Consider the following 26,418-nt stretch of genomic DNA (forward strand, 5'->3'; position numbering starts at 1 on the left):
TTTATTAATGATAGTTTGGTGTTCTTGTAGATGGGTCTCATCTTTCTGAACATGATATAAAGGTGATTGTTCTCACAGATAATGTTACCTGTGAGAACAATTACTATGTTACATAGGTACAGAGTTGTTATTTCCTTGTGCTGCTGCTTTTTCAGTACGAACAACAGAACGGTCAGATAATACAACGAATGGATAGTAGATTACCATCGCAATTACAAAGTTGAATAACTGTAGAACTGCACCTGAGAAATGTCCACCCGTTACAAGATAACCACTAATAATTGGTGGTGTTGCCCATGGAATCATCACAACTGTTTTTGGTACCCAACCAATAGATATCGCTGTATAAGAAGTAATTACTAATACGATTGGTGTTATGATAAACGGTAAGAATAAAATTGGATTTAAAATAATTGGTGTACCAAAGATTACTGGTTCGTTAATATTGAATGCACCTGGTCCAATTGATAAGCGAGATACACCGCGTAATTGTGCACTTTTTGCTACAAGTAATACGACCACTAAGAACGCTAATGTTGCACCAGAACCACCAAGATATACAAAAGTATCAAAGAATGGTTTTGTAATAATGTTTGGAACATCAAATGCGGATGTACCACCTTGGAATAACTTCATATTTTTCTCTAATGCCGGTAAGTATAATGGCTCAATAATACCACCAACGATATTTGGCCCATGTAAACCGAAGAACCAAAGAAGATGAACAAGGAGTACAATGACAATTGCACTTGGTAATGTCCCTGCTAAACTTTGCAGTGGTGATTGAATCGTATTAAAGATAAATTCATGAACACTTGTACCAGCTAATTTCACTGCTAATTGAATACCTGCAACTACTGTTAAGATAACAAATGCTGGAACTATAGCTGCGAAAGATCTTAAAACTGCTGGTGGTACTCCATCAGGCATTTTAAAAGTAATGTTTCTTTGTACAAAGAAACGGAATACCTCAGTAACAAGGAGTGCCACGATAATTGCTACGAATAGCCCTTGTGCCCCTGTCCAAGCTAAGTTCAATCCGCCTTCTTTCGGTGTTGTTGGCGTAAGAATAATTAACGCACCAAATGAAATAATACCTGCTGACAAACCATCAACGCCGTAAGATTTTGCTAAGTTATAACTTGTTGTAAATGCTATGATTAGTGCTAGAATTGCGAAAGAACCAGTCCACATTCCACCGCCAACTTGTTTCCACGTTTCACCAAACAAACCTTTCATGAACTCTTGGAAAGCTTCAGACGGAAAACCATTAATTAGTGATGCCAATGCACCAACTAAAATAAGTGGCATAACTGCAATAAATCCATCACGGATCGCAGCTAAGTGACGTTGCGATCCGATTTTACCAGCGACAGGAACAATATACTTCTCCATAAATGCAATAAACTTTTGCATTTCGCTTCCCCCCTAATTATTTTTTTAGTGTTAATGCGTGATCTAAAACTGCTTCTCCATTCATCATGCCGTAGTGCATTGGGTTAATAACATCGACTCCAACGTTTTTCTCATCGGCAAGCGTTTTCATTGTAGAAAGCATGTAACGAACTTGCGGTCCTAATAATAGTACGTCTGCTTGATCGATATTGTTTTTTACTGCATCCCCAGATACAGCCCAAATCTTACCTTCTAGACCACGAGCTTTTGCAGCCGCTTCCATTTTTGTAACTAGTAAACTTGTAGACATCCCTGCTGAACAACATAATAAAATATTCATTTATAAATCCCCCTTGTGTGGTATAAAAAATTTATGTTTTTTATTTTTCTTTACGCTATTTATTAATGCAATTACCGTGCCAACTTTTCAAAACGCCTAAAATCAGCGTTTTTTCGAGTGATTTCTTTGTGTGTTACCGCTTTCAATTAGTGTGTCCCCAAAAAAACACACAGTGTGTTATAAAACACCTCACTTTTAACACATAACTGTATGAAAATAGATTAGTGTTTAGTTGTCTAGTTGTGTTTAAAACAAAAAAACACTAATTTTTTTAAAAGTGCGAAAATATAGTACCAAAAAATATAATATTTCAACTCAAATCAAAACAAATACCTATTCAAAACACTCGTCTAGTTATTGTCCAGTCAAACTCTATTAAATTACATAGAATAGAATAAAATAAAGTATTTTGAAAGGGGATTCCAATGCCAAAGCATAGAAAAAAGAAGAGAATGAAGATTTATAGAATACAGGTTCAAAATAAATGGTATAAACAAGAAGAGGATTCTGAATTAAATTCCAACACGGATACACTAGATCGACAGGACACTGAAGATAAACAAGACAGACCTGACAAACACGACGAACCAGATAAACACGACGAGGATGAAGACGATAAGCAAGTACAATCGGAAAATGTAATTATAGTACCCACAGATTCACACAGCTTAGATGTGTGGGATGAAATTTCTCTAAAGGAAATACAAGCTGGTGAACATACGAATTTATTTGAAGAAAAGAGTAATTATCAAAATATTAATTTAGTCCAAGTAAACGATGTTCGCTTATACTTGGACAAGCAACTACAATTCAGCTCCGTTGATGAGCAAATTTATCATGAAGCGCTTGTACATCCGATTATGGCAAAAGTAATTGATCCAAAACGTGTTCTCATATTAGGTGGTGGCGATGGTCTTGCCTTACGAGAAGTTTTGAAATATGAAACTGTGCTACACGTAGACCTTGTTGATTTAGACGAGGCAATGATTAATATGGCACGTAATGTTCCAGAAATAGTATCTTTAAACAAAAACGCTTTTTTTGATAATCGCGTGAACGTGCACGTATGCGATGCAAAAGAATTTCTAAATTCACCTTCATCTTTATACGATGTAATCATTATTGATTTTCCTGATCCAGCGACAGAGTTATTAAGTACTTTATATACAAGCGAACTTTTTGCTCGTATAGCTACGTTTTTAACAGAAGATGGTGCGTTCGTCTGCCAATCTAATTCACCTGCTGATGCACCTCTAGTATATTGGAGCATCGGTAACACTATTGAACATGCTGGATTAACTGTGAAAAGTTATCATACAATCGTTCCTTCTTTCGGAACTGACTGGGGATTTCATATTGCTGCTAATTCTGCCTATGTACTCGATCAAATTGAGCAATTATATGTAATACCAACTCCTCGAACATTACCTTCTCTTCTTTCTCCTTTGTTTCAATTTAAAGAAGAACATTTAGAACAACGTAATCTCGCTCTTTTAAACTCAGAATCGAATCTTATCCTACATCAATGTTACAAAAAGGAAATGGAGTTTTGACAATATTATAGTAAGGAGTGCTACCCTATGGAATATTCTACTTTTGGTAAGCATATAATAGTAGATTTATGGGGAGTGGACTTTTCCCTATTAGATGATGTTCACTTTTTAGAATATCATTTAGTTAACGCTGCAGATTGCTCTGGTGCCCATATTTTAAACGTAAGTACAAAAGAATTCGATCCGCATGGCGTTACTGTTTTAGTTTTACTATCCGAAAGCCACCTTTCAATTCACACTTATCCAGAAAAAAACTTTGCAGCCATCGACTGTTATACGTGCGGTACGACCGTTGAACCGCAAATAGCGATTAATTATATCGTAAGCATATTAAGACCAAATGAGATGCATATAAAAAAACTAATTCGTGGTACAGGAGAGATTATTACTGCCGATTAATTATCACTCTTACCCATCCGTAAAAAGGAGGATTGTAAATACCATCAGTGGAACAAACACTCCACTGATGGTACGGACACATACATAAAAAAACCTCGCATAAGCAAGGTTCATTCATCCACCGACATCTTCCTATATAATTCTACAAACTCACTCGCCAATTCCTTCACTGTAATTGCGTTCATTAAATGATCTTGTGCATGCACCATCAAAAGGGTAACTTCGGTTTTTTCCCCGGCGGCCTCTTTCTGTATGAGCTCTGTTTGTAAGCGATGCGCCTCTTGCAATTCATTTAAAGCTTCTTGTAGTTTCGCTTCTGCTTCCTGAAATTCACCGCGCTTTGCGCAATCAATTGCTTCCATTGAGCAGCTTCTCGCATTACCACCATGCAAAATTAAGTGAAAAGCTTTCGTCTCTATCGTATCCATTTTAGTTCTTTACTCCCCCTTTTCTTCCGCTACTTTTTGTTTATCCCATATTTTTAAGAATGGAAAATAAATAAGAAATGCAAGTGCAAAGTTAATGAGCTGTAAAATAACCCCTGAAATTTTCCCGCCTGATCCTAAATATCCACTAAAAAGAATAGGTGTAGTCCAAGGTACAGCAGCTCCGCTCGGACGTGCAACCCATCCCCATTCCATTGCAAAATAAGAAACAATCGTTAAAACAACTGGTACAAGTATAAATGGAATAAGTAAAAGCGGGTTCATTACTATCGGCATACCGAAAGTCACCATTTCATTAATATTAAAAATACCTGGTGCAATCGATAATCGCCCTAAACTTTTCAATTGCTGACTTCGCGCAAATAATAACATTCCTACAACTAAAGCAAGTGTTGCACCAGAACCGCCCATATAAATCCATAAATCAAAGAACTGTGCAGTAATCGTATTCGGTACATCTTGCCCTGCCTGAAATGCAATTCGATTTTGATCCATTAATGACAACCAAATCGGACTCATTACACCACCAACAATTGCAGCTCCATGAATTCCGCACGCCCAAAGTACATGGACAATGATAACTGCGATTATCGCACCCCAAATGCTAGCCCCAAGTACACTAAGAGGCTCCTGTAAAAGCTTTCCTATAACATTATGGATGCTACCGAAAGTCGTATGTTCAAAAATTAATCTAATGATCCAAATAACCGTCACAACAATAAAGCCTGGAATAAGCGCAGCAAATGAACGCGTTACTGCTGGCGGAACTGTCTCTGGCATCTTTATAATCATCTTTTTCTGTACAACAAATCGATAAATTTCAGTAGATATAATTGCAATAATCATCGCTACAAACAACCCTTGGCTTCCCATTAACGCAGCTGGTATAACTCCATCTACAAGTATACTTTCTTTCGTATTTGGTATCATATACATAACTTGGAATGGTGTTGCAAGCAAAAATGCTACAAGTGACAATGCACCTGCCGCTAAAGCATCTACTTTATATTGTTCTCCTAATCTGTAAGCGATTCCAAAAACAGCTATTAAAGACATTATATTAAAAGTAGCCCCCACTGGGTACCCTAATGCTACATTCCAATTCTTTCCGAAGATTCCTGCCATAAAATCATTATACCCAGGTATCGGAAGAGCACTAATGATTAGAAAAAAAGATCCAATAATCAAGAAAGGCATCGTTAAAACAATTCCATCACGAATCGCTTGCAAATGTCTCTGTTCTGCAACCTTCCCTGCTACTGGCATCACATATCTCTCTAAGAACCCTATCATCTATCCCACACTCCTCATGGTTTCATTAACAAAGCTGCTTGCAAGATAGCTTCTCCATTACAAAGCCCGTAATGGACGGATTGAATGACATCAACAGGTATTCCCTTCTCCTTACATAATTCTTTCATTTTCGGTAATAAATAACGTACTTGCGGTCCAAGTAAAAGTACATCTGCAGTATCAATATGATTTCGCACTTCTGAACCTGATACTGCCCAAATCTTTACCTGTATCCCTCTTGCCTCTGCTGCTTTCTCCATTTTTGTAACAATCAAACTGGAAGACATTCCCGCTGCACAGCAAAGTAAAATATTCATCTCGCTCCCCTCCCCTTTTTTCCAAACCTAAGTTATGGTGTAGCCCTTGCCACCACTAGGTTACAAATATATATGTCTAGATTTCTAACTGTATGCCGAGCTTAAAAACAAAAATTTCTCGGTTTTCACGCTATTCCATCTATCCGTATTTTCCTAGTAAAGAAGTCTCTAACTCGCTATAATGATTCAGTATGATTTTTTATAATCGATAGGAGGATATATTTATGAAGGCATATCGCTTTCCACTTATTTTATTATCTTCTATCCTAATTGGTGGTTTCATTGGTTATTTCATGGGTGCCGATGCAGTTGCTTTAAAGCCGCTTGGTGACATTTTCTTAAACTTAATGTTTACGATTGTTGTACCGTTAGTGTTCTTTAGCATCGCATCATCTATTGCTAATATGGATGGATTAAAACGTTTCGGTAAAATTATGTCTAGTATGGCTGGAACTTTCTTATTTACAAGTATTTTAGCTGCTATTTTTATGATTATTATCGTGAAAGTATTCCCGCCAGCACAAGGTGTTGTATTAGAACTAACGCAGCCTGATAAAGCTGAAAAAGCAGTTAGTGTTGCTGATCAAATTGTTGGTATCATAACAGTATCAGACTTTTCAAAGTTACTATCTCGCGAGAACATGCTAGCTCTTATTTTCTTCTCTATCTTAATGGGGGTTGCAACTTCAGCAGTTGGTGAAAAAGGGAAACCATTCGCTACATTCCTACAAGCTGGTGCAGAAATTTCAATGAAAGTCGTATCTTTCATTATGTACTACGCTCCAATCGGACTAGCTGCCTACTTCGCAGCATTAGTTGGTGAATTCGGACCACAACTTCTTGGAACTTACTTCCGAGCAGCAATGGTATACTATCCAGCTTCTCTTATTTACTTCTTTGTATTCTTTACATTCTATGCGTACCTTGCAGGTCGCAAACAAGGTGTACAAGTATTTTGGAAGAACATGGTCTCTCCTACAGTTACATCACTTGCAACTTGTAGTAGTGCCGCAAGTATTCCAGCGAACTTAGAAGCAACGAAGAAAATGGGTATTTCTTCTGACGTTCGTGAAACAGTTGTCCTTCTTGGATCTACACTTCATAAAGACGGATCTGTTTTAGGCGGGGTATTGAAAATTGCTTTCTTATTCGGTATTTTCAACATGGAATTCGAAGGACCGAAAACATTAGCAATTGCACTTGTTGTTTCTCTATTAGTAGGAACAGTAATGGGTGCTATTCCGGGCGGGGGTATGATTGGTGAAATGTTAATCGTTTCTCTATACGGATTCCCACCAGAAGCATTGCCAATTATCGCAGCAATTAGTACAATCATCGATCCTCCTGCAACAGTGTTAAACGTAACAGGAGATAACGCTTGTGCCGTAATGACAGCTCGCCTTGTAGAAGGTAAAAACTGGATCAAAAATAAATTTGCTTAATATATAGAAAGAGGATGCTCGGTGGAGCATCCTCTTTTTTGTTGTTATTTGTCGAAACGTCGATATAATCCCATCCCGCCACAATTTTGTTATAATCTTCACAAATATTCCACATCCATTATCCATTCTCCGTACTATAATCATGTATGGAAAAGGAGATGGATACAATGACTCAAAGCGCACCAGAATTCAAAGTTTTGCAAAGCATTGCATTTCTTGCTGTCGTTTTGCAAAGTTCCTTATTATATACAATGAATCAAGGAAATGTCTTACTTGAGCAATCCCTCATTATGGGCATGCTATTTAATCTTGCAAAATTTTCAGCACCTGCATTCATATTTATCGTCGGCTTCCATTTAATTCGGCTATATACGAAGCAACTCGTTTACAGAGAATATATTTATGAAAAAGCCGCACATTTACTCATTCCTTATTTCTTCTGGTCTATTCTTTACCTATTAACAACAAACGATGTCATTACACTACAAGGCGGAATAAAAAGTTTATTACTCGGAACAGCTGCACCTCATCTTTGGTACGTTATTATGATGTTCCAAATTCACTTATTGTTCCCGTTACTATGCACACTATTTTATTGGTTTCAAAAACGAACAGAAAATAAAAAAGACATATATAAATATATGACCATTTTCGCTTGTCTATATTTCTTCTTAATGTGGTACTCTTCTCACTACATTTTTAATGGAGAGAAACTGACTAGTTCAACCATTTTACATTATACAGATCGTTCCTTCTTCTTCTACTCATTCTATTTCGTCATGGGAGGAATAGCTGCTGTAGCATTAAAAACTTGGCGTATATTTGTCATGAAACATATTCCGCTTATCACAATACTATTTTTCATCTTATTTTTATTCATCAATTATGAGTTATTTAGTTTTTACGGCGCCAATTCTATTCATTTAACGGTTTCTACTTATTTAAAACCGTCCATGTTTTTATATATTGTTTGTGAAATTATGATACTGTACGTGTTATCTATTACAATTGTACAGCGACGTGGTTTCTTATATAAAGCTTTACGTTTTATCGGGAATTACACGTATGGCGCTTATTTAGCTCATTTTTTCTTCTTGCAACTATGTACAAAATTTCTTTCCTTATTCGCATTGCAAGAAAACACAATATTATATAGCCTATTACTATTTATATTAACGACCACAATCTCTATTTCAGCAATGGTCATTGGTAGCATACTACCATTTCACACGTGGGTTACAGGGCCTTCCCCTACGACAAATATGAGATGGGCGAAGATTGCCATTCGGAAAAATCACGAAAAGGTATTCAAACCATATCTTTGATATAATAAAGTGAAACTTTAATTAGTGGAGGGGTTCTTCATCCCCCACTGATTATCAGCCCTCACCAATCGGGCATTTACGGGCAGCCCGATCCCCACCTAACTTCATTTCTTTTGCTGAATTTTGAGGTAGGGGTCTTACTGCCCGTTAATGCGGGATAGAATTCCATACAAGAAAAGAAAGTAGGACACACCTATGATTAATCAAATTGGACAAATTATGTTATATGTAAATAACCAAGATGAATCAGTACAATTTTGGACAGAAACAGTAGGATTCCAAATTGTTGCAGAAGAAAATAACGGTCAAGGATTTCGCTGGATTGAAATTGCGCCGGCAAAAGAAGCTGGAACAAGCATCGTCCTTCACGATAAGGCGTTAATTGCGAAGATGCAACCTGAATTAAACTTAAATACCCCTTCACTTATGTTCTTCTCTAATAACTTAGATCAACTGTATAAAGATCTTTCTGAGAAAAGTGTTACAGTTGGACAAGTTGTAGATTTACCTACTGGTAGAGCATTCAACTTTGCTGATAATGAAAATAACTACTTTGCAGTTATGGAAAAGAAATAAAAGAAGCTATCCGGAAAGGTCATAATAAAACCTTTTCGGATAGCTTCTTTTATTAAGAAACTTGCTCTGCATTCGTTTCCTTATGCTGTATATGACTCGTAACCCATGTGATTCCACCAGCGACAACGAGATAGCATAATAAAATTAAAATTTGCATTCGTAATTGCGACCAATCTCCTAAAGAGATAACATCTTGTAATCCTCTAAGAGAATGAGACATTGGGAGAAACTGTCCAATTTTGCTAAGCACAGCTATATTTAACTCTCCTGGGAAAGTACCTCCGCTCGTCGCTAATTGAAGAACGAGAAGCGTTACCGCTGCGAACTTCCCAACAATGCCGAATACCGTTACTAACATAAGAATAAATGTCATGAACGTAAAGGAAATAACAATACTTGATAAAACAAAGAGTGATACACTTGCAACTTCTAATTTCATAACTCCTAACACTACCACATCTACAAGTAGTGCTTGAATGAGTCCAATTAAATATACTAATCCTAGTTTATTAATAAAATGTACTGTTCCGCTTACCTTCATATTTTGTCTACGGCCAAGAGGTAAAATATTTGATGCCATAATTCCGCCAACATAAAATGCCAGTGATAAAAAGTATGGTGCAATACCTGAACCGTAGTTAGGCACATCAGAAACTGTCGACTTCACTAATTGAACCGGCTCTGAGAACATCGTATTGCGTGCATCATCATTGCGAACATCCGCTATCTTCTCTGCGCCCTCTCCCAATTTCGTAGAAAGTTCTTTTGCACCATCGTCAAGTTTAACAAGTCCGTTCGTTAACTTATCAGCACCATGATTCAGCTCTGTTCCGCCACTCGCAAGGTGATTTACACCTTCTTGTAATGATGTAAATCCATTTCCCCACTTCGTAAATCCATCAGCTAAATTCGAAGTACCATCTGCTATCTTTTTCGTTCCAGCGGTAGCTTCGTTTAACTTAACTCCGAATGTATTCATGCCTTCCTCAATCTTATGCTGACCATCAGTAAGCTTCCGCGCACCTTGTGTCAATTGTTGTTGGCTATTATTTAAAGTGTTTGTTGCTTTAGCTAATCCGTTAGAAGTAGCAATGATCTTTTGAAAAGCAGGATCTTGCTGCACTTCTGGATGACTTTTCACGTACTCTTCTAATTGTTGTTTTACACTATTTGCTACATTGTCCGCTTTCACTTGCCCTTCAGCAAGTTTCTCACTTCCGTTCACCCATTCATTTGTACCAGCACTTAATTCACTAACTCCTGATTGTAAAGACTTCTCACCCTGTGCTAGCAGCTCCATACCATTATGAAGTGATGTCGCTCCTTGACTCAGCTCATTTGCACCGCCACTTAAGGCAGATTGGCTAGAAGCAAGTTTTTCACTTCCCTCTTTCACTTTTGATGTCCCGTCACTTAAACGATGAATACCATCTGCAAGCTGATTCGCCCCATTTTTTGCATCCGTCGTTCCTTCGTGCAACTTCTCAGCGCCATTTCTTGCATCACTCAACCCTTGTGCCAAATCTTGAAACTTTGAAAAGACACCTTCTGTATAAGATTTCGTAATACTATTTGAGATTTTTGTTTTCATATTTTCAACAGCTGTCGTTCCAATTTGAGCTGCTACAAAGTTTTTCCCTGGATTTACTTTGTACTGCAGCCTCGCCGGCTCTGGTTTCTCATCCATTAGTGTACTTACCTTTTTAGAGAACTCCTCCGGAATCGTAACCACCATATAATACTTATCTTCTTTTAGCCCTTCATCAGCATCTTTTTCTGATACGAAATGAAACGCCAATTCCTTATTCTCTTTTAAATTTTTAACAAAATCGTCTCCAGCCTGGATTGTTTTTTCATCCATCACAGCACCCTTATCTAAATTAACAACTGCAACAGGTAATTTATCTAATTTTCCGTACGGATCCCAATATCCAGCTAAGAAGAATCCTGAATAAATTAAAGGAACGATTAATAAAAAAATTAAAGCGATACGTCCATGTTTATGGTTCCACATCGCCTTCCAATCCTTAAATATAAGTTGAATTCCCTTCATGAAACATACTCCTTCTCCTAATTTAACACCCTTCGAATGGTTTAACAGATTTACTATACACGTCACTTTCCATACTGTATAATACATCTTTAATTATCAATTCATTCCTTTTGGTCTATAGAAAGGAGATTCGAAGTGGAACTTCTTCAATTAAAATACTTTCAGACAGTCGCACGACTAGAACATATGACAAAAGCAGCTGAAGAATTGCATATCGCGCAGCCCTCACTCAGTAAAACAATCGCTAGACTAGAAAAGGACTTAGGCGTCCCCTTATTTGATCGCCAAGGTCGACAGATTACATTAAACTCTTTCGGCAAAGTATTTTTAAAACGAGTGGAACGCATTTTTCATGAATTAAGTGAAGGGGAACGCGAAATTAAAGATTTAGCTGAATTACAACAAGGCTCTATTACACTTGCAGTTTCTATTCCAAGAATATTACCCGAGTTACTCGGTTCTTTTTTACTAGAACACCCTAACGTTCGATTCCAACAATTTCTCGCATCTACTCCTTCTATGAAACGGCAACTAGATAATATGGAAATTGATTTTTGTATCTCCTCTGTACCAATTGAAGGCGAGGAAATGGTTTGGGAACCACTTATCACAGAAGAAATTTTCTTAGCTGTTCCTTCAGGACACCGGTTATCAAACCGCGAAAGTATCTATTTGCATGAAGTAAAAGACGAATCGTTTATTAGTATGAACACTGGTTACGGATTTCGGCACTTAACAGATGAATTTTGTAAAAAAGCTGGTTTCACTCCACATATCGCTTTTGAAGTAGATGAACCAACCGTGATTAGCGATCTCATTAAGCAAGGTCTTGGCATCGCCTTTGTCCCAAGTTTAACTTTATTAAAAAACTCTACTTTAGCATCAAATAAGTTACGTATTATTGAACCTAATTGCGAACGAACTATCGGCTTAAGTTGGTCGAAGAAGCGCTATTTATCAAACACCGCCCAGCAATTTCGTGAATTCGTGATTGATTACTTCTCCAATATTAGGGCGTAAAATTATATCGCTTTACAAACAAATAACGACACAAATAAAAGGTACCATCCCCATAGGGTGGCACCTTTTATTTGTTACTCTTATCCAATTCCATTTCCGCTAAAAGCGGCAATACGTTATCGAAAATATGTGTATTATTATTCTCACCTGTTACATATCCACCATAATATCTACTAAATACATTATCATTTCGGAATGTATTCATCCGCTCATACAATTCCTTCGCAAACTTTGTATCACCTGTTTGTAGTACGTACAAAATTGTTAATCCGTAAGATGCTGGTGATTCATAGTTCACAGCTTGTTTTCCCGTTTCTAAGTTATAACGACCATATAACTTTTCGTCTTCGCGAAATTTCTTCTTTATAAATTCCAAATAAGCGTCTGATGAAAGACCGCCTAAACTACGATGATAAGCAACGTATGATTGGTCAATAAGATTCACTTCTTTATCGTACGTAAATGTCCCATCATCTTTATACTCTTTCGGGAATGCCCAGCCCTGCCTTGGATAATCCGCTAAAAACTGAACAACTTCCTGATACTGCTGTGCAGAAATTTTTCCATACTTTTTCATATAAGAGAATGCATGCGGATTTATGTAAGATGTTGTTGCAAAGTTATTTTGTTTTCCTGTATCTGCATCGTAATAATCAACGTAATAATTACCTTTTTTATTATAACGAAGTACAGAATCACTCAATTGATCTGCAAGGTTTTTATAGCGATCTTCCTTGTACATTTCATAAGCACGATATAATTGTTCTATAATACGAAGATCATCGATAAGTGCATTAGTAGCTGACTGCATTTCTCCCTTTTCAGAGATTTTCCATATAACGATGCGATCCTTATGTACAAAGTTATTTTGAATAACCTTCACTTGTTCATCAAATAAAGCTTGATCATCTTTATCAAGTGTATATTGTAGCCATAACCCTGCAGATTCTGATAAAGCTTCACGGCCCTTCGCTTCACCCTTACCTGCCTTTGTATCCTCTAAGCGATACGTTGCAAGTGTTCCATTTTCATTCACCATATGTCGTAAAATAAAATGCTCGGTACGATTTCCTTGTAAAGCTGACCAAAATACAACTCCACCTAAAGCGATTAAGAGAATAACCCCAATCCCTATATATAAACGTTTTCGCAAGCTTTTCACCTCCTTTTAAGGCTAACCTTAATTTTACCAGAACATACGCAAATATAAAAAAGACAATCCTTTAGATTGTCTCTCTCACCTTATCCTTCGCAAGCCTCTTTAGAAGGTCTATATAGCGATTCCACAAGTCGATCATATTCACGACGCGTAATTTCTTTATTATACAACTTTAATAATAAATCTCTATGCTCTCTTGAAAATGCCATCTTTTTAATGACTTCAGGATACATAAAACACCCTCTCCATTTCACATAAACTTCTTCATCCCGGAAATAGAACTTACGTTCGCATAAAAGATTATAAAAGATTATAAAAGATTCAGCCCTAAAAAACAAATAAAATATTACCAAATATCAATTTCTTTCTTTTTAGAATATTTAAATATTGCATTACCGTACTCATTTTTTAAATACATATATATTTCTGGTAGTTTTTTGAATAAATTTTCCAATTCAATCAGAAAATAATGGCAAAAAGAAGGGGAGTATACATATGGATACCGTAACATTAGCAAGGGCATTTTTTGGTTCTTCATTAGCATTCCACATTATCTTTGCAACGCTTGGAGTCGGGCTTTCTTTAATGATTTTTATAAGTGAAATACTCTATCACTGGAAGAAAGATTCCGACTATGCCATTATGGCAAAAAGATGGACAAAGGCTTTTGCTATCCTTCTCGGTGTAGCAATTCCAACTGGAACAATTGTTGGTGTACAAATTTCACTTCTTTGGCCTGGTTTCGCCAAAATTGTTGGGCAAGTTATTTCCGTTCCGTTTCAAATTGAGATTTTCGCCTTCTTTTTAGAGGCTTTATTCATGTCTATTTATGTATATGCGGCTGATAAACTGCCTCCAGTTATGAGATTAATCTCGCTATTTTTCGTTATGATTGGCGCCACTGCATCTGCCGTGCTTATTACATCGGCAAACACATGGATGAATACACCTGCGGGCTTTTCAATGAATCCAGATGGCTCAGTTTTTAACGTTGATCCGTGGAAAGCTTTCTTTAATCCGAGCTTTGGCACAAGTGCATTCCACGTCGTTATTACGGCCTATACAACTGGAGCAGCTGTTATTGCTTCTATCGCTGGATTTAAATTATTAAAGAAAAATTTAAGTGCTCGTGAAATTGCTTACCATAAAAAAGGATTACTGTTAGGGCTTGTCGTTACATTTATCACAGGTGCTACGATGTGGCTTTCAGGACACGAATCTGCTATTGCCTTACATAAACATTCACCTGAAAAACTAGCATCTGCTGAAGCTTTGTTTGAAACGACATCACACGCGCCTTTATCGATTGGCGGGGTTGTGGACCCTAACACACTTGAACTAAACTATGCCCTTGAAATTCCGAACATGCTTAGCTTATTAGTGGGACTAGACCCTAACACCGTTGTAAAAGGTCTAAAGGAATTCCCGCAAGAAACATGGCCACCATTTTACACACATACACTGTTCAATTTAATGGTCGGCACCGCTGCCTTTACCTTTGCAGTTGCAGCTATTGCCCTCTTATATTGGTACTTTGTTTACCGAAAAAAAGGAGTAGAGTTACCGAAGTGGCTTCTTTGGGGAGCTGCCGCCTGTGGACCCGTTATGTTGCTCGGTATTGAATTCGGATGGATTTTTAGTTGTAGTGGTCGTCAGCCATGGACAATTTATGGCATGCAACGCACGGTAGATGCTTCTACGCGCGCTGATTTCGTCGGTCCTTTATTTGTTTTATTCATCATTTTATATATCGGACTCGGTATTTTAACAGTCTTTGTACTACGGACATTCTTTAAGAAACATCCGTTAAAGAATGATTTACATCACGAAGGAGGCGATTCTCGTGCATGAGGAAAGCATTGCAATCATCATCTTATGGGCTCTTATTTTCGTATATAGCATATTAGGATCTATTGATTTTGGAGCTGGTTTTTGGGGCATGGTATACGCTAAACACCCGACGCTTGCTGCCAAGCTTGCTAATCGGTACTTATCACCAACTTGGGAAGTAACAAATACGTTTCTTGTCTTTGTCGTCGTTGCTTTTCTCGGTTTCTTTCCAAAAGCGGCCTTTACCCTTGCAACCGTTATGTTTGTACCAGTTATGTTAATTTTAGTACTCGTTGCGATTCGTAGTACATTTATGGTATTTGCTTACTCCCTGCCAAAATACCAACACCTTCTTCGGATTATTTCAGGTATTACCGGGCTCTTAATCCCAGCTCTATTAATTACCGTTCTGCCAGTTACAGAAGGTGCCTATATTACGATGTCTGAAGGAAAAGAAGTGCTCCTTTACGGAAAACTTCTTTCTAGTCCCGTTATTTATTGTTATATGCTCTTCGGACTAACTTCGGAACTATTTCTATCATCTCTCTTTCTTGCTGACTTTGCTAGGGAACAAGGTTCTGAAGATACGTACCGAATTTATAGAAGAAATGCCATCATACTTGGTCCTGCAACGCTCGTAACTGCTATTATCGCTCTCGTTGTAATGGACCCTGAAACACACTGGCTTATGCAAGGACTAATAAAGCAATTCCCATGGTTTACAGTCTCTATCATTTTATTTGTTATCGGATACTCTTCCCTTTGGTGGACAAATAAGAAATATGGCACACTAGGCTTTCCTCGCATTGCAGTTTTAGCTGTCGTCGCTCAATATGCATTTGCAAGCTACGCTTACGGCGTCGCCCATTTACCTTATATCATTTACCCGGACGTAACTGTATTTACAAGCTTTACGACGGTCGAAACATTCTATGCACTTCTTATTCTTTACGCAATCGGGATTGCAATTTTACTACCAGGATTTATTTTCTTCTGGAATTTATTCTTAAAAGATCGAACATTTTTAAAGGAAAAATAGTAAATTAGGGGCATTCACACATAGAATGCCCCTAATTTATTAGACTCCTCTCCTAATAGTTATTACACTACTCCTTATACTTGCCTTATTGCTCAAAATACACATATTCACTAGATTAAGGTAGATGCCTAGTTCTTCTTATTTTCTTTTGAATATAATGCTATATAAACTTGAGACAAGCTACATTTGTTCAAGGGAAAATAGAAAGGTAGGTTAAATATGAGCATTGAAATATGGATTACTATTATTGTATTCTTCTTAACGATGATTGTTATCTTTTGGCGCCCTCGTGGTATAAATGAGGCATGGCCGGCAGCAGTCGGCGCTAGCATTATCCTCATTACTGGACTTGTATCAAAACCAGACGTCATGGACATTATAAGTAAAATCGGCGGTGCCTCTATAACGATATTAGCGACCATCGTTATGGCGGTTATATTAGAAAGCTTCGGCTTCTTCCACTGGTCCGCAGCAAAACTTGCAAATTTAGCAAAGGGCTCCGGTCGCCGCTTATACTGGTATATTCAATTATTATGTTTTCTTATGACTCTTTTATTCAATAACGACGGTAGTATTTTAATTACAACACCGATTTTGATTTTACTTCTGAAAAACCTTCAATTAAAACCTCATCAACAAATCCCTTATTTATTAAGCGGTGCTTTAATTGCCACTGCATCTAGTGCACCAATCGGTGTAAGTAATATCGTAAACTTAATCGCATTAAATATTGTTAATATGACTCTTTATATGCATACAGCTATGATGTTTGTACCTGCAACATTAGGGCTACTGTTTATGTCATGGCTCATGTATACAGTTTTAAAGAAAAAACTTCCAGAAAGATTGCCTGTTTCTTCATACGATATTGAAGAGATTTTCTTCACGAAAAACTTCCATCCGTTAAAAGGACAAAATTCTGTTAATACGAAACAAAAACGTACGAAATTCATGTTAAAAGTATTAGGCTTCGTCTTCCTTATGCGCTGTCTTCTATTCGTTGCATCCTTCTTATCGATTCCAATCGAAATCGTTGCCGTACTCGGTTCACTCGTTCTTCTCATCTGGAGATGGTACTACTTACGAACAAACCCAGTCGATATTTTGAAAAAGACACCGTGGCACATTTTAATTTTCGCTTTCTCTATGTATGTAATTATTTACGGGCTTCATAACGCAGGGTTAACAGCGGCACTTGTAAGTTGGCTCGAACCAGTTGTAAGTCAGCATCTACTCTATGCCAGCTTTGCAATGGGCGGACTCGTTTCCCTCCTCTCTAACGTCTTCAATAACCACCCTGCACTTATGATTGGTACAATCACATTAACAGAAATGGGACTAGATCCAGTCACATTAAAAACTATCTATCTCGCAAATATCATCGGTAGTGACATCGGTTCACTATTATTACCAATCGGTACACTAGCTTCCCTCATTTGGATGTATATCTTAAGACAAAACAAAATTAAAGTGAAATGGAAAGATTATTTAAGCGTATCTCTCATCGTAATCCCACTCACAACAGTCGTCACATTATTCCTCTTATACTACTGGGTACAATTATTCTTCACCTTATAAAGTGAAACTTTAATCAGTGGGTGGGTGTTCATCCCCCACTGATTTTTACGGGCAGTTTATCTCCCACCTAACTTCTTTGCTCCAGCCGAATTTTGAGGTGGGAGTTTTACTGCCCACAAATAGCGGGATAGACGACAGAAGCCCCCTTTGCTACCGTCTTAGCAAAGGGGGCTTCTTCTATATTTAAGTTAGGTACAGTGTGATCAATCAAGTAAAGAGGTGTAACGTGTTATTGATATAAGTGACTACCAGTTTCTTTGAATTCTACCGCTTTCTCTTTCATTCCTTTTTCAATTGCTTCTGTCGTTTCTAAGTCATTTTCTTTCGCATATTCACGAATATCATGTGAAATTCTCATACTACAAAACTTTGGGCCACACATTGAACAGAAATGCGCTGTTTTCGCCCCTTCTGCTGGCAACGTTTCATCATGGTACTCCATCGCGCGTTCAGGATCTAAAGATAAATTAAATTGGTCGCGCCAACGGAATTCAAATCGTGCTTTTGAAAGTGCATCATCACGCTGGTGAGCCGTTTTATGCCCTTTCGCAAGATCGGCTGCATGCGCAGCGATTTTGTACGTAATAACCCCTTCGCGAACATCATCTTTGTTCGGTAAACCTAAATGTTCTTTCGGGGTTACATAACAAAGCATCGCCGTTCCAAACCAGCCGATCATCGCAGCACCAATCGCTGAAGTAATATGATCATAACCTGGTGCAATATCTGTCGTTAACGGCCCAAGTGTATAGAACGGCGCACCCTGACAAATATCAAGTTCTTTCTCCATATTTTCTTTAATTAAATGCATCGGTACATGCCCAGGTCCTTCAATCATAACTTGCACATCATGTTTCCAAGCGATTTTTGTTAATTCACCAAGTGTCTCAAGCTCAGAAAACTGCGCTTCGTCATTTGCATCTGCAATAGAACCTGGACGTAATCCATCTCCAAGAGAAAACGAAACATCGTACTGCTTCATAATTTCACAAATCTCTTCAAAGTGAGTATATAGGAAGTTTTCTTTATGATGGAATAAACACCACTGCGCCATAATCGAACCACCGCGCGAAACAATACCTGTCATACGCTTTGCAGTAATTGGAATGTAACGAAGTAATACACCAGCGTGAATCGTGAAGTAATCAACGCCTTGCTCCGCCTGCTCAATTAACGTATCACGATATACTTCCCACGTTAAATCTTCTGCAATTCCGTTTACTTTTTCAAGAGCTTGATAAATTGGCACAGTTCCAACTGGTACCGGAGCATTACGAATAATCCACTCACGTGTTGTATGAATGTTTTTACCTGTAGATAAATCCATAATCGTATCTGCACCCCAGCGAGTCGCCCACGTCATCTTCTCTACTTCTTCTGCAATAGAAGATGATACAGCAGAGTTTCCGATATTTGCATTTACCTTCACGTGAAAATTACGTCCAATTATCATCGGTTCCGCTTCAGGATGGTTAATGTTCGCCGGCAAAATCGCACGACCTTCTGCAATCTCCTTACGAACAAATTCAGGCTCTACCCCTTCACGAATCGCAACATATTCCATCTCAGACGTAATAATGCCATTACGCGCATAATGCATTTGCGAAACATTTGCACCTTGCTTCGCTCTAAGCGGCTTACGATCCATTTGCGGGAAAACAGGTGTATGTTTTGAAGCCACTTTCACACCGTCATCCTCAGGTTTAATTTCGCGTCCTTCATAAGCTTCCACATCACCACGCCCCAAGGTCCAAGAGTGGCGCGGCGTTGGAATCCCTTTTTCCAGCTCCACTTTATACTCTGGATCTGTATAAGGTCCACTCGTATCATACACACGGATTGGCGGATTTTGAACACCGTTCGTATCGCTTTGTTCAATCTCGCGCATTGGTACTTTCATACCTTCACGTGTTCCATCCACATACACTTTCTTACTTCCTGGTAAACTCGATTTCAATTCAATTTGCTCAGCTGAAACAGACTGTTTCATAACCTTTGTTGCCCCCCTGTTCGTGACAAGGACGAGATATGGCCAGCGCATGCCAAAATAAAAAGAGCCAGGTCCATAAAAGAATAAGGACCTGGCTCATAAAGACATAATTATGTAAAGCCGTTAACTTCCCTACGCTGGTACGAGCCAGATCAGGTCCAAAGGGTTAAGAAGTTCACACGCTTCTCTCTCAGCCTACGCATACGTTAGGCACCCCTAGTTTATCACTGATTTAATTTTCAATACTTTCCCATCATACACTATAATCTGAAAAATGCAAAGTTTATTTCTTTTGTTGTTTACGGAATCATCCAAGTTAAATAATAAGCCTGCACATACGTCATAATCCCAACAATAGTAACGAAGAATAAACTATGCTTCAATGTAAAGCGGAACAAATCTGACTCTTTCCCAGCAAGTCCAACTGCCGCACAAGCAATCGCAATTGATTGCGGAGAAATCATTTTACCTGTTACACCGCCCGTTGTATTTGCTGCAACAAGAAGCACTTCAGATACACCGACTTGCTGCGCTGTAATTGCTTGTAAATTCGAGAACAGTGCGTTCGCTGACGTATCTGATCCTGTTAAGAATACGCCAATCCATCCTAAGAATGGTGAGAAGAACGGGAATAATCCGCCAGTTCCTGCAAGTGCTAACGCTAATGTAGATGATAGACCAGAATAGTTTGCGATAAATGCGAATCCTAATACGAATCCAATAGATAGAATTGGCATTTTTAGTTCGTTTAACGTTTCTTTAAATGTTGCTACTGCATCTTTTGCACTCATTTTCAAAATAAAGATAGAAATGATACAAGCAATTAAAATTGCTGTTCCAGTCGCTGATAAAATATCTAATTTCAAGATTGCTTCATAAGGTGTTGGTTTATTTACAATTGGCTCTGCTTTCATTACTAAATTGTGCAAGCTTGGAACTTCAAATTTAAATACGAGACTTTCTAAAGCGCCGCCCGGAGCGAATAACGCTTTAAAGAAACTCTGGCTCCAGATGACTACCATCACAGTCAAAATAATGAACGGAGACCACGCTTTTACTACTTTTCCTACCGTTAGTTTCGGCATAGATGTCGCCGTCGTCGTTGCTGCTACTTCACTATTCGCTTGCTTAGTTTGATAAATTTCTTTCGGTTGCCAAACTTTTAAGAATAGCGATAAACTTACTAAACTTACAAGCGCTGACGTAATATCCGGAAGTTCTGGTCCTAAAAACGTCGCTGTAATAAACTGTGTAATTGCAAATGAACTACCCGCTACAAATAAAGCAGGCCACGTTTGTTTTACTCCTTTAAAGCCATCCATTAAAAATACGATAAAGAACGGAACAAATAAAGATAAGAACGGTAATTGATGCCCAGCCATTTGTCCAATTTTATGCGGATCAATGCCTGTTACTTGTCCAGCAACTGTAATCGGAATCCCCATCGCTCCGAACGCTACTGGTGCAGTATTTGCGATTAAACAAAGACCTGCTGCATATAAAGGATTTAGCCCAAGGCCTGCAAGAAGCGCTGCCGTAATCGCTACTGGTGCACCAAATCCTGCTGCCCCTTCCAAAAATGCTCCAAATGAAAATCCAATTAAAATAACGAGTAAACGATGGTCATTCGTAATGGATAATACAGATGCACGAATGACATCAAATTGACCTGTTTTCACAGAAATTTTATATAAAAATACCGACATAATGATAATCCAAGCAATTGGCCATAATCCGTATAAGAAACCGTATCCGGTCGCTGCCATTGCCATTGTGAATGGCATTTTATACGCAAATAACGCCACCAAAATCGTTAATACAACTGTAATAAATCCTGCCACATACCCCTTCATGCGGAAAACCGCTAAAGCTAAGAAAAAAAAGATGATTGGAATAAGTGCGACTGCTGCCGAAATCCAAATGTTACCGAACGGATCGTAAACTTGTGTCCATGTGTTCATTGTTCTCTCCCCCTAAAGAATCCCCTTTTAAATAAGATATAACCTTATCAATAGACTACCAGGTCATCATACCTTTAAGCCTAAAAAATACAAAACATTTAAGAAAACGTTTTCAATAATTTTATCACAACAATTTTCATTTAAAAAGATTTTTTCGAAAATTTCATCATTTAAAAAGGAAATCTTACAAAAGCGTCACGTTTTTGTAATGTTAATCGATAGGAAGGTTGCCAAATTTATCGCATACTAAAAGTATAACAACGGACATTACTTATGAGGTGATATATATGAACGGAAACAAAATATTAGCAGCTTTATCATACTTTAGTGTATTATTTGCACCTATCTTATTCCCTATTATCGTGTGGATTGTGGGCGATTCTGAAACGAAACCACATGCGAAACGTGCTCTATGGACACATATCGTTCCAAGCATCGCTTCATTTATTGGATTAGTTATTTTAGGAATTATGGGCATCGGATCTGATCAACCAGACGTAACACTTGGAATTGGAGCAATCATCGTCTTATGCATTTGCGGAATCATTAGCTTATACTACTTCATTTGGAATATCTTGAAAGGTATTAAGATACTGAAAGCTTAGTTTTAAACAAACGTTTGATTAAAAAGGAACTGTCCAAAAATTAATGTCGCATGATCGTAAATGAAATTTTATCGGCGATTCGACAAGGAATATCGACTTAACTACAAAATACGAAAAGAATAACCTACCTATTAATAAGAAAAGACCGTCCCAAAATACCTTTTGGGACGGTTTTTTTATCTTCTGCGTTTCTTCTTTTTTCTCATCATTTTCTTTCGGCGCGTATTCGCTTTATCCGCTATAATGTGGAGCGTACTTGCCACAACAATCCCCATTACAAACGTTACAATTTCAACCTCGTGTTCCTTCGCAATTTCTATTAAATTTCCACCGAATGCGATTATATTTAATAGGAATAAAAACGGAGAAAACACAATTAACATGTATGCAATACGAATAATATCACCAATTATAATCGTATGTGTGAAGAAGGAACGATGGGGCATTACGCTCCTATATGGATACCAAAAAATGCGGAGGAATCCCCATTTATTATACGCATTACTGTACGTATCTAAATCCGGTGTTAAAAATGAAGTACCTACTAAAAAGCCAATTGCAAAAGTTAATAAAAAATCAAAACTTGTTAATCCATACGAAAAGAGCATAAACAAAACAACCGGAAGGGATATTAAGTTTATTTTCGTATGCGTTCTTCCTGATGGCATAATGCACTTCCTCGCTTACGTTCGCCCTGTCATCCTATGACAGTTCTCACCTATTGATCTAATTTTTGATCGATAAATGATGTGTCTATATCCGAACCAAACCATTCTGCCAACTTCACTCGTGCCTTATCTTTCACATCTTCATTTACGTATATCGATGCTTGTAATAGTGCGGCCATTAACGCACCTAAATCATCCGTATAACCGACTCCAGCAATGAAATCTGGAATGGCATCAATCGGTGCAATGAAATAAGCAAGTGCTCCGATTACAATAATTTTCACTCGTTTTGGAACATCCGGTCTTTGCAACACGTAAAACAACAATAAACTCGCATAGATTACCGACTGCCCTGCCTGCTTCGCAACATGTTTTATTTTCTTCCAAAACGCTTCAACTGAAAATTTTTGTTTCATTCAAAAGCCTCTCTATTTTCAAAAGAAATAAGCTACAATATGTTATGTTATCAGTAAAAGTTCATCAAAATTACACATAATCTATCAATGAAATTTCATTGTAACAAACAAAACCAAAAAGAACAAGTGTTCGTTAATTTTTTCATATTTTCCTTCATATAATAGTTTTCTAGACAACCACTTAAAGATTTCCATTCCATATTTCTCAACCAAAAAACTTTCAATTCCGCTTAACATTCTTTTCTATTTTTGTTATATTTTCTAGTTGACGAGCATATAAACGAATGTTAAAGTTTTCTCTGGTAGTGACAAAACACATACAAAAAATGTAAAATGTTATAGTGTTTCTCAGAAATGAATTTTGTTGTATAATACAGAAATGACGTTATGCTTATGAGCAGCACAAGAAACCAAAAAGGGTATGCATAGTTAAAGTCGTATATGGGTGAATATAGAAACTCTAATTATGGCCAAGAAAACTATGTATTTTTTATTTTAACATTTTTCGCTCCAAAATCGACCAAGCCTGATAGAGAAAGGGTGGAAATGAATGAAAGAAACCATGAAATCACAATTTCAAAACGTGCGTTTTACTTTATTCGTAGCTTTGGCCGTATGGCTAAAATCCTACATCATTACACGCACTAGCTTCGATTTAAAACTTGAATCTTTCATGCAAGAATTCATTTTATTCATTAGTCCATTAGCAGCATCATTACTGTTTGTGGGTCTTGCATTATTTGCAAAAGGGAAAAAACGTAACTATATAGCACTAGGAATTAACTTTATCTTAACGTTCATTCTTGTTGGTAACGTAATGTTCTACGGATTCTACAATGACTTCGTTACTTTACCAGTACTAGGACAAACGTCTAATTTCGGAAGTTTAGGTTCTAGTGTGAAAGAATTATTTAACTACAAAATCATCCTTGCATTTGCGGATATTATCGTATTCTTCGTTCTATTGAAGAAGAAGAAAGATTTTGCACCGACAGAACGTGTAGCGCGTCCGATGCGTTCTCTATACTTCGTGTCAACGGTTGCTATTTTCTGCGTAAACCTAGGATTTGCAGAAGCTGAGCGTCCAGAACTATTAACACGTTCATTCGACCGCGTTATGCTTGTTAAAAACTTAGGATTATATGTACACCAAGCATACGATCTTGGCTTACAAGCAAAATCAAGTTCACAAAAAGCATTTGCTGATGGTAGTAAATTACAAGAAACAGAAAACTACGTGAAAACAACACAAAGTAAACCAGATCCAAATATGTTTGGTACTGCAAAAGGGAAAAACGTAATTGTTGTCTCTCTTGAATCATTACAAACATTCTTAATTGGTGCGCAAGTTAACGGACAAGAAGTTACACCATTCCTAAACCAATTTGCGAAAGAAAGTTATTACTTCGATAACTTCTTCCATCAAACTGGGCAAGGTAAAACGTCTGATGCTGAATTCTTAGTAGATACTTCAATGTATCCACTAGACCGTGGTGCTGTATTCTTCACACACGGTAATAACGAATATACAGCAACTCCAGAAATTTTGCGTCAGCAAGGATATCACACATCAGTATTCCACGCGAATAACGCAACGTTCTGGAACCGTAACATTATGTATCCGGCACTTGGTTATGATCGTTACTACAACGAGCTTGACTACAAAATTACGCCAGAAACAAAATTAAATTGGGGATTAAAAGATATCGAATACTTCGATCAATCTATCGATATGTTAAAAGAAGTGAAGCAACCGTTCTATACTCGCTTCCTTACTTTAACAAACCATTACCCATTCACTTATGATGACAGTACGAAATTAATCGATGAATACAATTCTGGTGATGGCGTATTTGACCGTTACATGGTAACTGCTCGCTATTTAGACGAAGCAATGAAACACTTTATTGAGCGTCTAAAAGCAGAAGGTATTTACGACAACTCAGTTATCGTATTCTACGGTGATCACTATGGTATTTCTGAAAACCATAACCGTGCAATGGCACAGTTCTTAGGAAAAGAAGAAATCACTACATTTGACCATATGAACTTACAAAAAACACCGATGTTTATTCACGTTCCAGGTCAAAAAGAAGGTAAAACAATTTCAAAACCAACTGGTGAAATTGACATTAAGCCAACAATTCTAAACTTACTTGGTGTAGATTCTACGAATCAAATTCAATTCGGTCATGATGTATTCTCACCAGAAAATAAAGGATTCGTTGTTCTTCGTGACGGTAGCTTCGTTACAGATAAGTACATGTACACGAACAGTACATTCTACGACCGTACTACTGGCGAAGTTGTGCAATTACCGAAAGAAGAATCTCAACCACTAATTGATCGTGCCCAAAATGAATTGAACATGTCTGACAAAATCATTGAAGGTGACTTACTTCGCTTCTCTGAAAGTAACAAGATCAAAACTGGTGAAGTAAAGACAGCTATTAAAGAAGAAAAGAAGAGCGCTGAGTAATCTCAGCCTCTTTTTTTATTTTCTGCTATCCTTCCTCTCCTATTCATTGACTTTAAAATTACATAACCTTCACCTAATATTTACACCACATTAACGAAACATCTTTATAATAAAATATGTAAACAAGGTTCCACATATTTCTTATCTCTCATCTTCAATAGGATCCCTTAGAGAAATGTGTGCATCATTTGTTTTCAACTTTCTTATAATTGTCTTTCCAAGTGTTTTGTTTGCATAAATGAAACCTTTAAAGACGATGTCCCTATGAATGATAGCTACCCTCCTTGTGCAGCATTCCATACGAATGTTGCTTTTTTTTTTTTCAAAAAGCAGGATTCTTATTTCTCATTTCCGAATTTGTATATACAAAATGCTATAAAGTGAAACTTTAATCAGTGGGTGTTTTGTTCATCCCCCACTGATTATTAGCCCTCACCAATCGGGCGTTTACGGGCAGTTAATGCAGGATAAATCACCACTACTTCTCTGTGATTTACAAATACATATACGTCATATGTAGAGAATTGCTTACAT

The 26,418-nt window shown here is 37.5% G+C and carries 23 protein-coding genes and 1 riboswitch; of the genes, 11 read left to right on the plus strand and 12 right to left on the minus strand.

What is annotated here, in order from left to right; all coding sequences use genetic code 11:
- Nucleotides 1-108 precede the first annotated feature (108 nt).
- Together celB (CQ058_RS17695) and CQ058_RS17700 are read right to left on the minus strand one after the other, a co-directional pair.
- Complete coding sequence (gene celB / locus CQ058_RS17695; protein WP_002034742.1) at nucleotides 109-1,416, minus strand: PTS cellobiose transporter subunit IIC; 1,308 nt, start codon at nucleotides 1,414-1,416, stop codon at nucleotides 109-111.
- Nucleotides 1,417-1,432: 16 nt separating this feature from the next.
- Nucleotides 1,433-1,735 carry a PTS sugar transporter subunit IIB gene (locus CQ058_RS17700; RefSeq protein WP_001023565.1) on the minus strand — a complete coding sequence of 101 codons (303 nt, stop codon included), beginning with the start codon at nucleotides 1,733-1,735 and terminating at the stop codon, nucleotides 1,433-1,435.
- A 425-nt stretch (nucleotides 1,736-2,160) separates the two neighbouring features.
- On the opposite strand from CQ058_RS17700, the gene CQ058_RS17705 reads away from it, so the two are divergent.
- Together CQ058_RS17705 and speD are read left to right on the plus strand one after the other, a co-directional pair.
- Nucleotides 2,161-3,288 carry a polyamine aminopropyltransferase gene (locus tag CQ058_RS17705; RefSeq protein ID WP_078175845.1) on the plus strand — a complete coding sequence of 376 codons (1,128 nt, stop codon included), beginning with the start codon at nucleotides 2,161-2,163 and terminating at the stop codon, nucleotides 3,286-3,288.
- Between the two features lie 27 nt (nucleotides 3,289-3,315).
- The gene (speD, locus tag CQ058_RS17710; protein ID WP_060749239.1) at nucleotides 3,316-3,687 is read left to right on the plus strand and encodes an adenosylmethionine decarboxylase; all 372 of its coding nucleotides are present in this window, start codon (nucleotides 3,316-3,318) and stop codon (nucleotides 3,685-3,687) included.
- Between the two features lie 110 nt (nucleotides 3,688-3,797).
- On the opposite strand, the gene CQ058_RS17715 is transcribed toward speD, so the two are convergent.
- From CQ058_RS17715 to CQ058_RS17725, 3 genes are read right to left on the minus strand one after another with little or no spacing between them, the layout of a single operon-like run.
- A complete protein-coding gene (locus CQ058_RS17715; protein WP_002016162.1) occupies nucleotides 3,798-4,115 on the minus strand; it encodes a PTS sugar transporter subunit IIA in 318 nt (105 codons plus the stop codon).
- 9 nt (nucleotides 4,116-4,124) lie between these two features.
- Nucleotides 4,125-5,426: a PTS cellobiose transporter subunit IIC gene (gene celB, locus CQ058_RS17720; RefSeq protein WP_105589903.1), complete on the minus strand. Its 1,302-nt coding sequence runs from the start codon at nucleotides 5,424-5,426 to the stop codon at nucleotides 4,125-4,127.
- 14 nt (nucleotides 5,427-5,440) lie between these two features.
- Nucleotides 5,441-5,743, minus strand: a complete 303-nt coding sequence (locus tag CQ058_RS17725) for a PTS sugar transporter subunit IIB (protein WP_002191180.1) — start codon at nucleotides 5,741-5,743, stop codon at nucleotides 5,441-5,443.
- Nucleotides 5,744-5,967: 224 nt separating this feature from the next.
- Here CQ058_RS17725 and CQ058_RS17730 point away from each other — a divergent pair, with 224 nt between their 5' ends.
- From CQ058_RS17730 to CQ058_RS17745, 3 genes are all read left to right on the plus strand, one after another.
- Nucleotides 5,968-7,185, plus strand: coding sequence for a dicarboxylate/amino acid:cation symporter (locus CQ058_RS17730; protein ID WP_002016167.1), 1,218 nt, complete (start codon nucleotides 5,968-5,970; stop codon nucleotides 7,183-7,185).
- A gap of 167 nt (nucleotides 7,186-7,352) precedes the next feature.
- Nucleotides 7,353-8,510, plus strand: a complete 1,158-nt coding sequence (locus CQ058_RS17740; RefSeq protein WP_002129955.1) for an acyltransferase — start codon at nucleotides 7,353-7,355, stop codon at nucleotides 8,508-8,510.
- Nucleotides 8,511-8,705: 195 nt separating this feature from the next.
- Nucleotides 8,706-9,086 (plus strand): VOC family protein, encoded by a 381-nt coding sequence (locus CQ058_RS17745; protein WP_002034775.1) that lies wholly within the window; start codon nucleotides 8,706-8,708, stop codon nucleotides 9,084-9,086.
- Nucleotides 9,087-9,138: 52 nt separating this feature from the next.
- Here CQ058_RS17745 and CQ058_RS17750 read toward each other — a convergent pair whose 3' ends face one another.
- Nucleotides 9,139-11,139, minus strand: a complete 2,001-nt coding sequence (locus CQ058_RS17750) for a YhgE/Pip domain-containing protein (RefSeq protein WP_105589904.1) — start codon at nucleotides 11,137-11,139, stop codon at nucleotides 9,139-9,141.
- A gap of 135 nt (nucleotides 11,140-11,274) precedes the next feature.
- On the opposite strand from CQ058_RS17750, the gene CQ058_RS17755 reads away from it, so the two are divergent.
- The gene (locus CQ058_RS17755; RefSeq protein WP_002129960.1) at nucleotides 11,275-12,159 is read left to right on the plus strand and encodes a LysR family transcriptional regulator; all 885 of its coding nucleotides are present in this window, start codon (nucleotides 11,275-11,277) and stop codon (nucleotides 12,157-12,159) included.
- A 67-nt stretch (nucleotides 12,160-12,226) separates the two neighbouring features.
- Here CQ058_RS17755 and CQ058_RS17760 read toward each other — a convergent pair whose 3' ends face one another.
- Together CQ058_RS17760 and CQ058_RS31855 are read right to left on the minus strand one after the other, a co-directional pair.
- Entirely contained in the window at nucleotides 12,227-13,312 is a 1,086-nt protein-coding gene (locus CQ058_RS17760; protein WP_002191183.1) for a hypothetical protein, read from the minus strand.
- A gap of 89 nt (nucleotides 13,313-13,401) precedes the next feature.
- Entirely contained in the window at nucleotides 13,402-13,551 is a 150-nt protein-coding gene (locus CQ058_RS31855) for a hypothetical protein (protein ID WP_002016173.1), read from the minus strand.
- A 262-nt stretch (nucleotides 13,552-13,813) separates the two neighbouring features.
- On the opposite strand from CQ058_RS31855, the gene cydA reads away from it, so the two are divergent.
- The 3 genes from cydA to CQ058_RS17775 all read left to right on the plus strand — a co-directional run bounded on the left by cydA (nucleotide 13,814) and on the right by CQ058_RS17775 (nucleotide 17,765).
- Nucleotides 13,814-15,169, plus strand: a complete 1,356-nt coding sequence (cydA, locus tag CQ058_RS17765) for a cytochrome ubiquinol oxidase subunit I (protein WP_002034780.1) — start codon at nucleotides 13,814-13,816, stop codon at nucleotides 15,167-15,169.
- Nucleotides 15,162-16,187 (plus strand): cytochrome d ubiquinol oxidase subunit II, encoded by a 1,026-nt coding sequence (locus CQ058_RS17770; RefSeq protein ID WP_002089640.1) that lies wholly within the window; start codon nucleotides 15,162-15,164, stop codon nucleotides 16,185-16,187. The genes cydA and CQ058_RS17770 overlap by 8 nt, the downstream gene beginning before the upstream one ends.
- 219 nt (nucleotides 16,188-16,406) lie before the next feature.
- Complete coding sequence (locus tag CQ058_RS17775) at nucleotides 16,407-17,765, plus strand: arsenic transporter (RefSeq protein ID WP_105589905.1); 1,359 nt, start codon at nucleotides 16,407-16,409, stop codon at nucleotides 17,763-17,765.
- A gap of 229 nt (nucleotides 17,766-17,994) precedes the next feature.
- Here CQ058_RS17775 and thiC read toward each other — a convergent pair whose 3' ends face one another.
- Complete coding sequence (thiC, locus tag CQ058_RS17780) at nucleotides 17,995-19,755, minus strand: phosphomethylpyrimidine synthase ThiC (protein WP_002016178.1); 1,761 nt, start codon at nucleotides 19,753-19,755, stop codon at nucleotides 17,995-17,997.
- 112 nt (nucleotides 19,756-19,867) lie between these two features.
- A riboswitch (TPP riboswitch) is annotated at nucleotides 19,868-19,983 on the minus strand.
- A 71-nt stretch (nucleotides 19,984-20,054) separates the two neighbouring features.
- Nucleotides 20,055-21,716: an L-lactate permease gene (gene lldP, locus CQ058_RS17785; protein ID WP_002016180.1), complete on the minus strand. Its 1,662-nt coding sequence runs from the start codon at nucleotides 21,714-21,716 to the stop codon at nucleotides 20,055-20,057.
- Between the two features lie 287 nt (nucleotides 21,717-22,003).
- Here lldP and CQ058_RS17790 point away from each other — a divergent pair, with 287 nt between their 5' ends.
- The gene (locus tag CQ058_RS17790; RefSeq protein WP_105589906.1) at nucleotides 22,004-22,321 is read left to right on the plus strand and encodes a magnetosome magnetite crystal formation protein family; all 318 of its coding nucleotides are present in this window, start codon (nucleotides 22,004-22,006) and stop codon (nucleotides 22,319-22,321) included.
- Nucleotides 22,322-22,497: 176 nt separating this feature from the next.
- Here the strand turns inward: CQ058_RS17790 and CQ058_RS17795 are convergent, their stop codons facing one another.
- Nucleotides 22,498-22,989 (minus strand): metal-binding protein, encoded by a 492-nt coding sequence (locus CQ058_RS17795; RefSeq protein ID WP_002089644.1) that lies wholly within the window; start codon nucleotides 22,987-22,989, stop codon nucleotides 22,498-22,500.
- Between the two features lie 50 nt (nucleotides 22,990-23,039).
- Nucleotides 23,040-23,405, minus strand: a complete 366-nt coding sequence (locus CQ058_RS17800) for a YkvA family protein (RefSeq protein ID WP_002016186.1) — start codon at nucleotides 23,403-23,405, stop codon at nucleotides 23,040-23,042.
- Between the two features lie 550 nt (nucleotides 23,406-23,955).
- On the opposite strand from CQ058_RS17800, the gene CQ058_RS17810 reads away from it, so the two are divergent.
- Nucleotides 23,956-25,884, plus strand: a complete 1,929-nt coding sequence (locus CQ058_RS17810; protein WP_002191187.1) for an LTA synthase family protein — start codon at nucleotides 23,956-23,958, stop codon at nucleotides 25,882-25,884.
- The last annotated feature ends 534 nt before the right edge of the window (nucleotides 25,885-26,418 follow it).

It is taken from the genome of Bacillus sp. MYb56, from assembly GCF_002976445.1.
GTDB lineage: Bacteria > Bacillota > Bacilli > Bacillales > Bacillaceae_G > Bacillus_A > Bacillus_A mycoides.

Coding starts and splice junctions, on each gene's coding strand:
- CQ058_RS17745 (WP_002034775.1), top strand. CDS start 8,706: ATGATTAATCAAATTGGACAAATTATGTTATATGTAAATAACCAAGAT.
- CQ058_RS17790 (WP_105589906.1), top strand. CDS start 22,004: ATGAACGGAAACAAAATATTAGCAGCTTTATCATACTTTAGTGTATTA.
- lldP (WP_002016180.1), bottom strand. CDS start 21,716: ATGAACACATGGACACAAGTTTACGATCCGTTCGGTAACATTTGGATT.
- cydA (WP_002034780.1), top strand. CDS start 13,814: ATGGATACCGTAACATTAGCAAGGGCATTTTTTGGTTCTTCATTAGCA.
- celB (WP_002034742.1), bottom strand. CDS start 1,416: ATGCAAAAGTTTATTGCATTTATGGAGAAGTATATTGTTCCTGTCGCT.
- celB (WP_105589903.1), bottom strand. CDS start 5,426: ATGATAGGGTTCTTAGAGAGATATGTGATGCCAGTAGCAGGGAAGGTT.
- CQ058_RS17730 (WP_002016167.1), top strand. CDS start 5,968: ATGAAGGCATATCGCTTTCCACTTATTTTATTATCTTCTATCCTAATT.
- CQ058_RS17775 (WP_105589905.1), top strand. CDS start 16,407: ATGAGCATTGAAATATGGATTACTATTATTGTATTCTTCTTAACGATG.
- CQ058_RS17810 (WP_002191187.1), top strand. CDS start 23,956: ATGAAAGAAACCATGAAATCACAATTTCAAAACGTGCGTTTTACTTTA.
- CQ058_RS17715 (WP_002016162.1), bottom strand. CDS start 4,115: ATGGATACGATAGAGACGAAAGCTTTTCACTTAATTTTGCATGGTGGT.
- CQ058_RS17705 (WP_078175845.1), top strand. CDS start 2,161: ATGCCAAAGCATAGAAAAAAGAAGAGAATGAAGATTTATAGAATACAG.
- CQ058_RS17800 (WP_002016186.1), bottom strand. CDS start 23,405: ATGAAACAAAAATTTTCAGTTGAAGCGTTTTGGAAGAAAATAAAACAT.
- speD (WP_060749239.1), top strand. CDS start 3,316: ATGGAATATTCTACTTTTGGTAAGCATATAATAGTAGATTTATGGGGA.
- CQ058_RS17700 (WP_001023565.1), bottom strand. CDS start 1,735: ATGAATATTTTATTATGTTGTTCAGCAGGGATGTCTACAAGTTTACTA.
- CQ058_RS17725 (WP_002191180.1), bottom strand. CDS start 5,743: ATGAATATTTTACTTTGCTGTGCAGCGGGAATGTCTTCCAGTTTGATT.
- thiC (WP_002016178.1), bottom strand. CDS start 19,755: ATGAAACAGTCTGTTTCAGCTGAGCAAATTGAATTGAAATCGAGTTTA.
- CQ058_RS17795 (WP_002089644.1), bottom strand. CDS start 22,989: ATGCCATCAGGAAGAACGCATACGAAAATAAACTTAATATCCCTTCCG.
- CQ058_RS17740 (WP_002129955.1), top strand. CDS start 7,353: ATGACTCAAAGCGCACCAGAATTCAAAGTTTTGCAAAGCATTGCATTT.
- CQ058_RS31855 (WP_002016173.1), bottom strand. CDS start 13,551: ATGTATCCTGAAGTCATTAAAAAGATGGCATTTTCAAGAGAGCATAGA.
- CQ058_RS17750 (WP_105589904.1), bottom strand. CDS start 11,139: ATGAAGGGAATTCAACTTATATTTAAGGATTGGAAGGCGATGTGGAAC.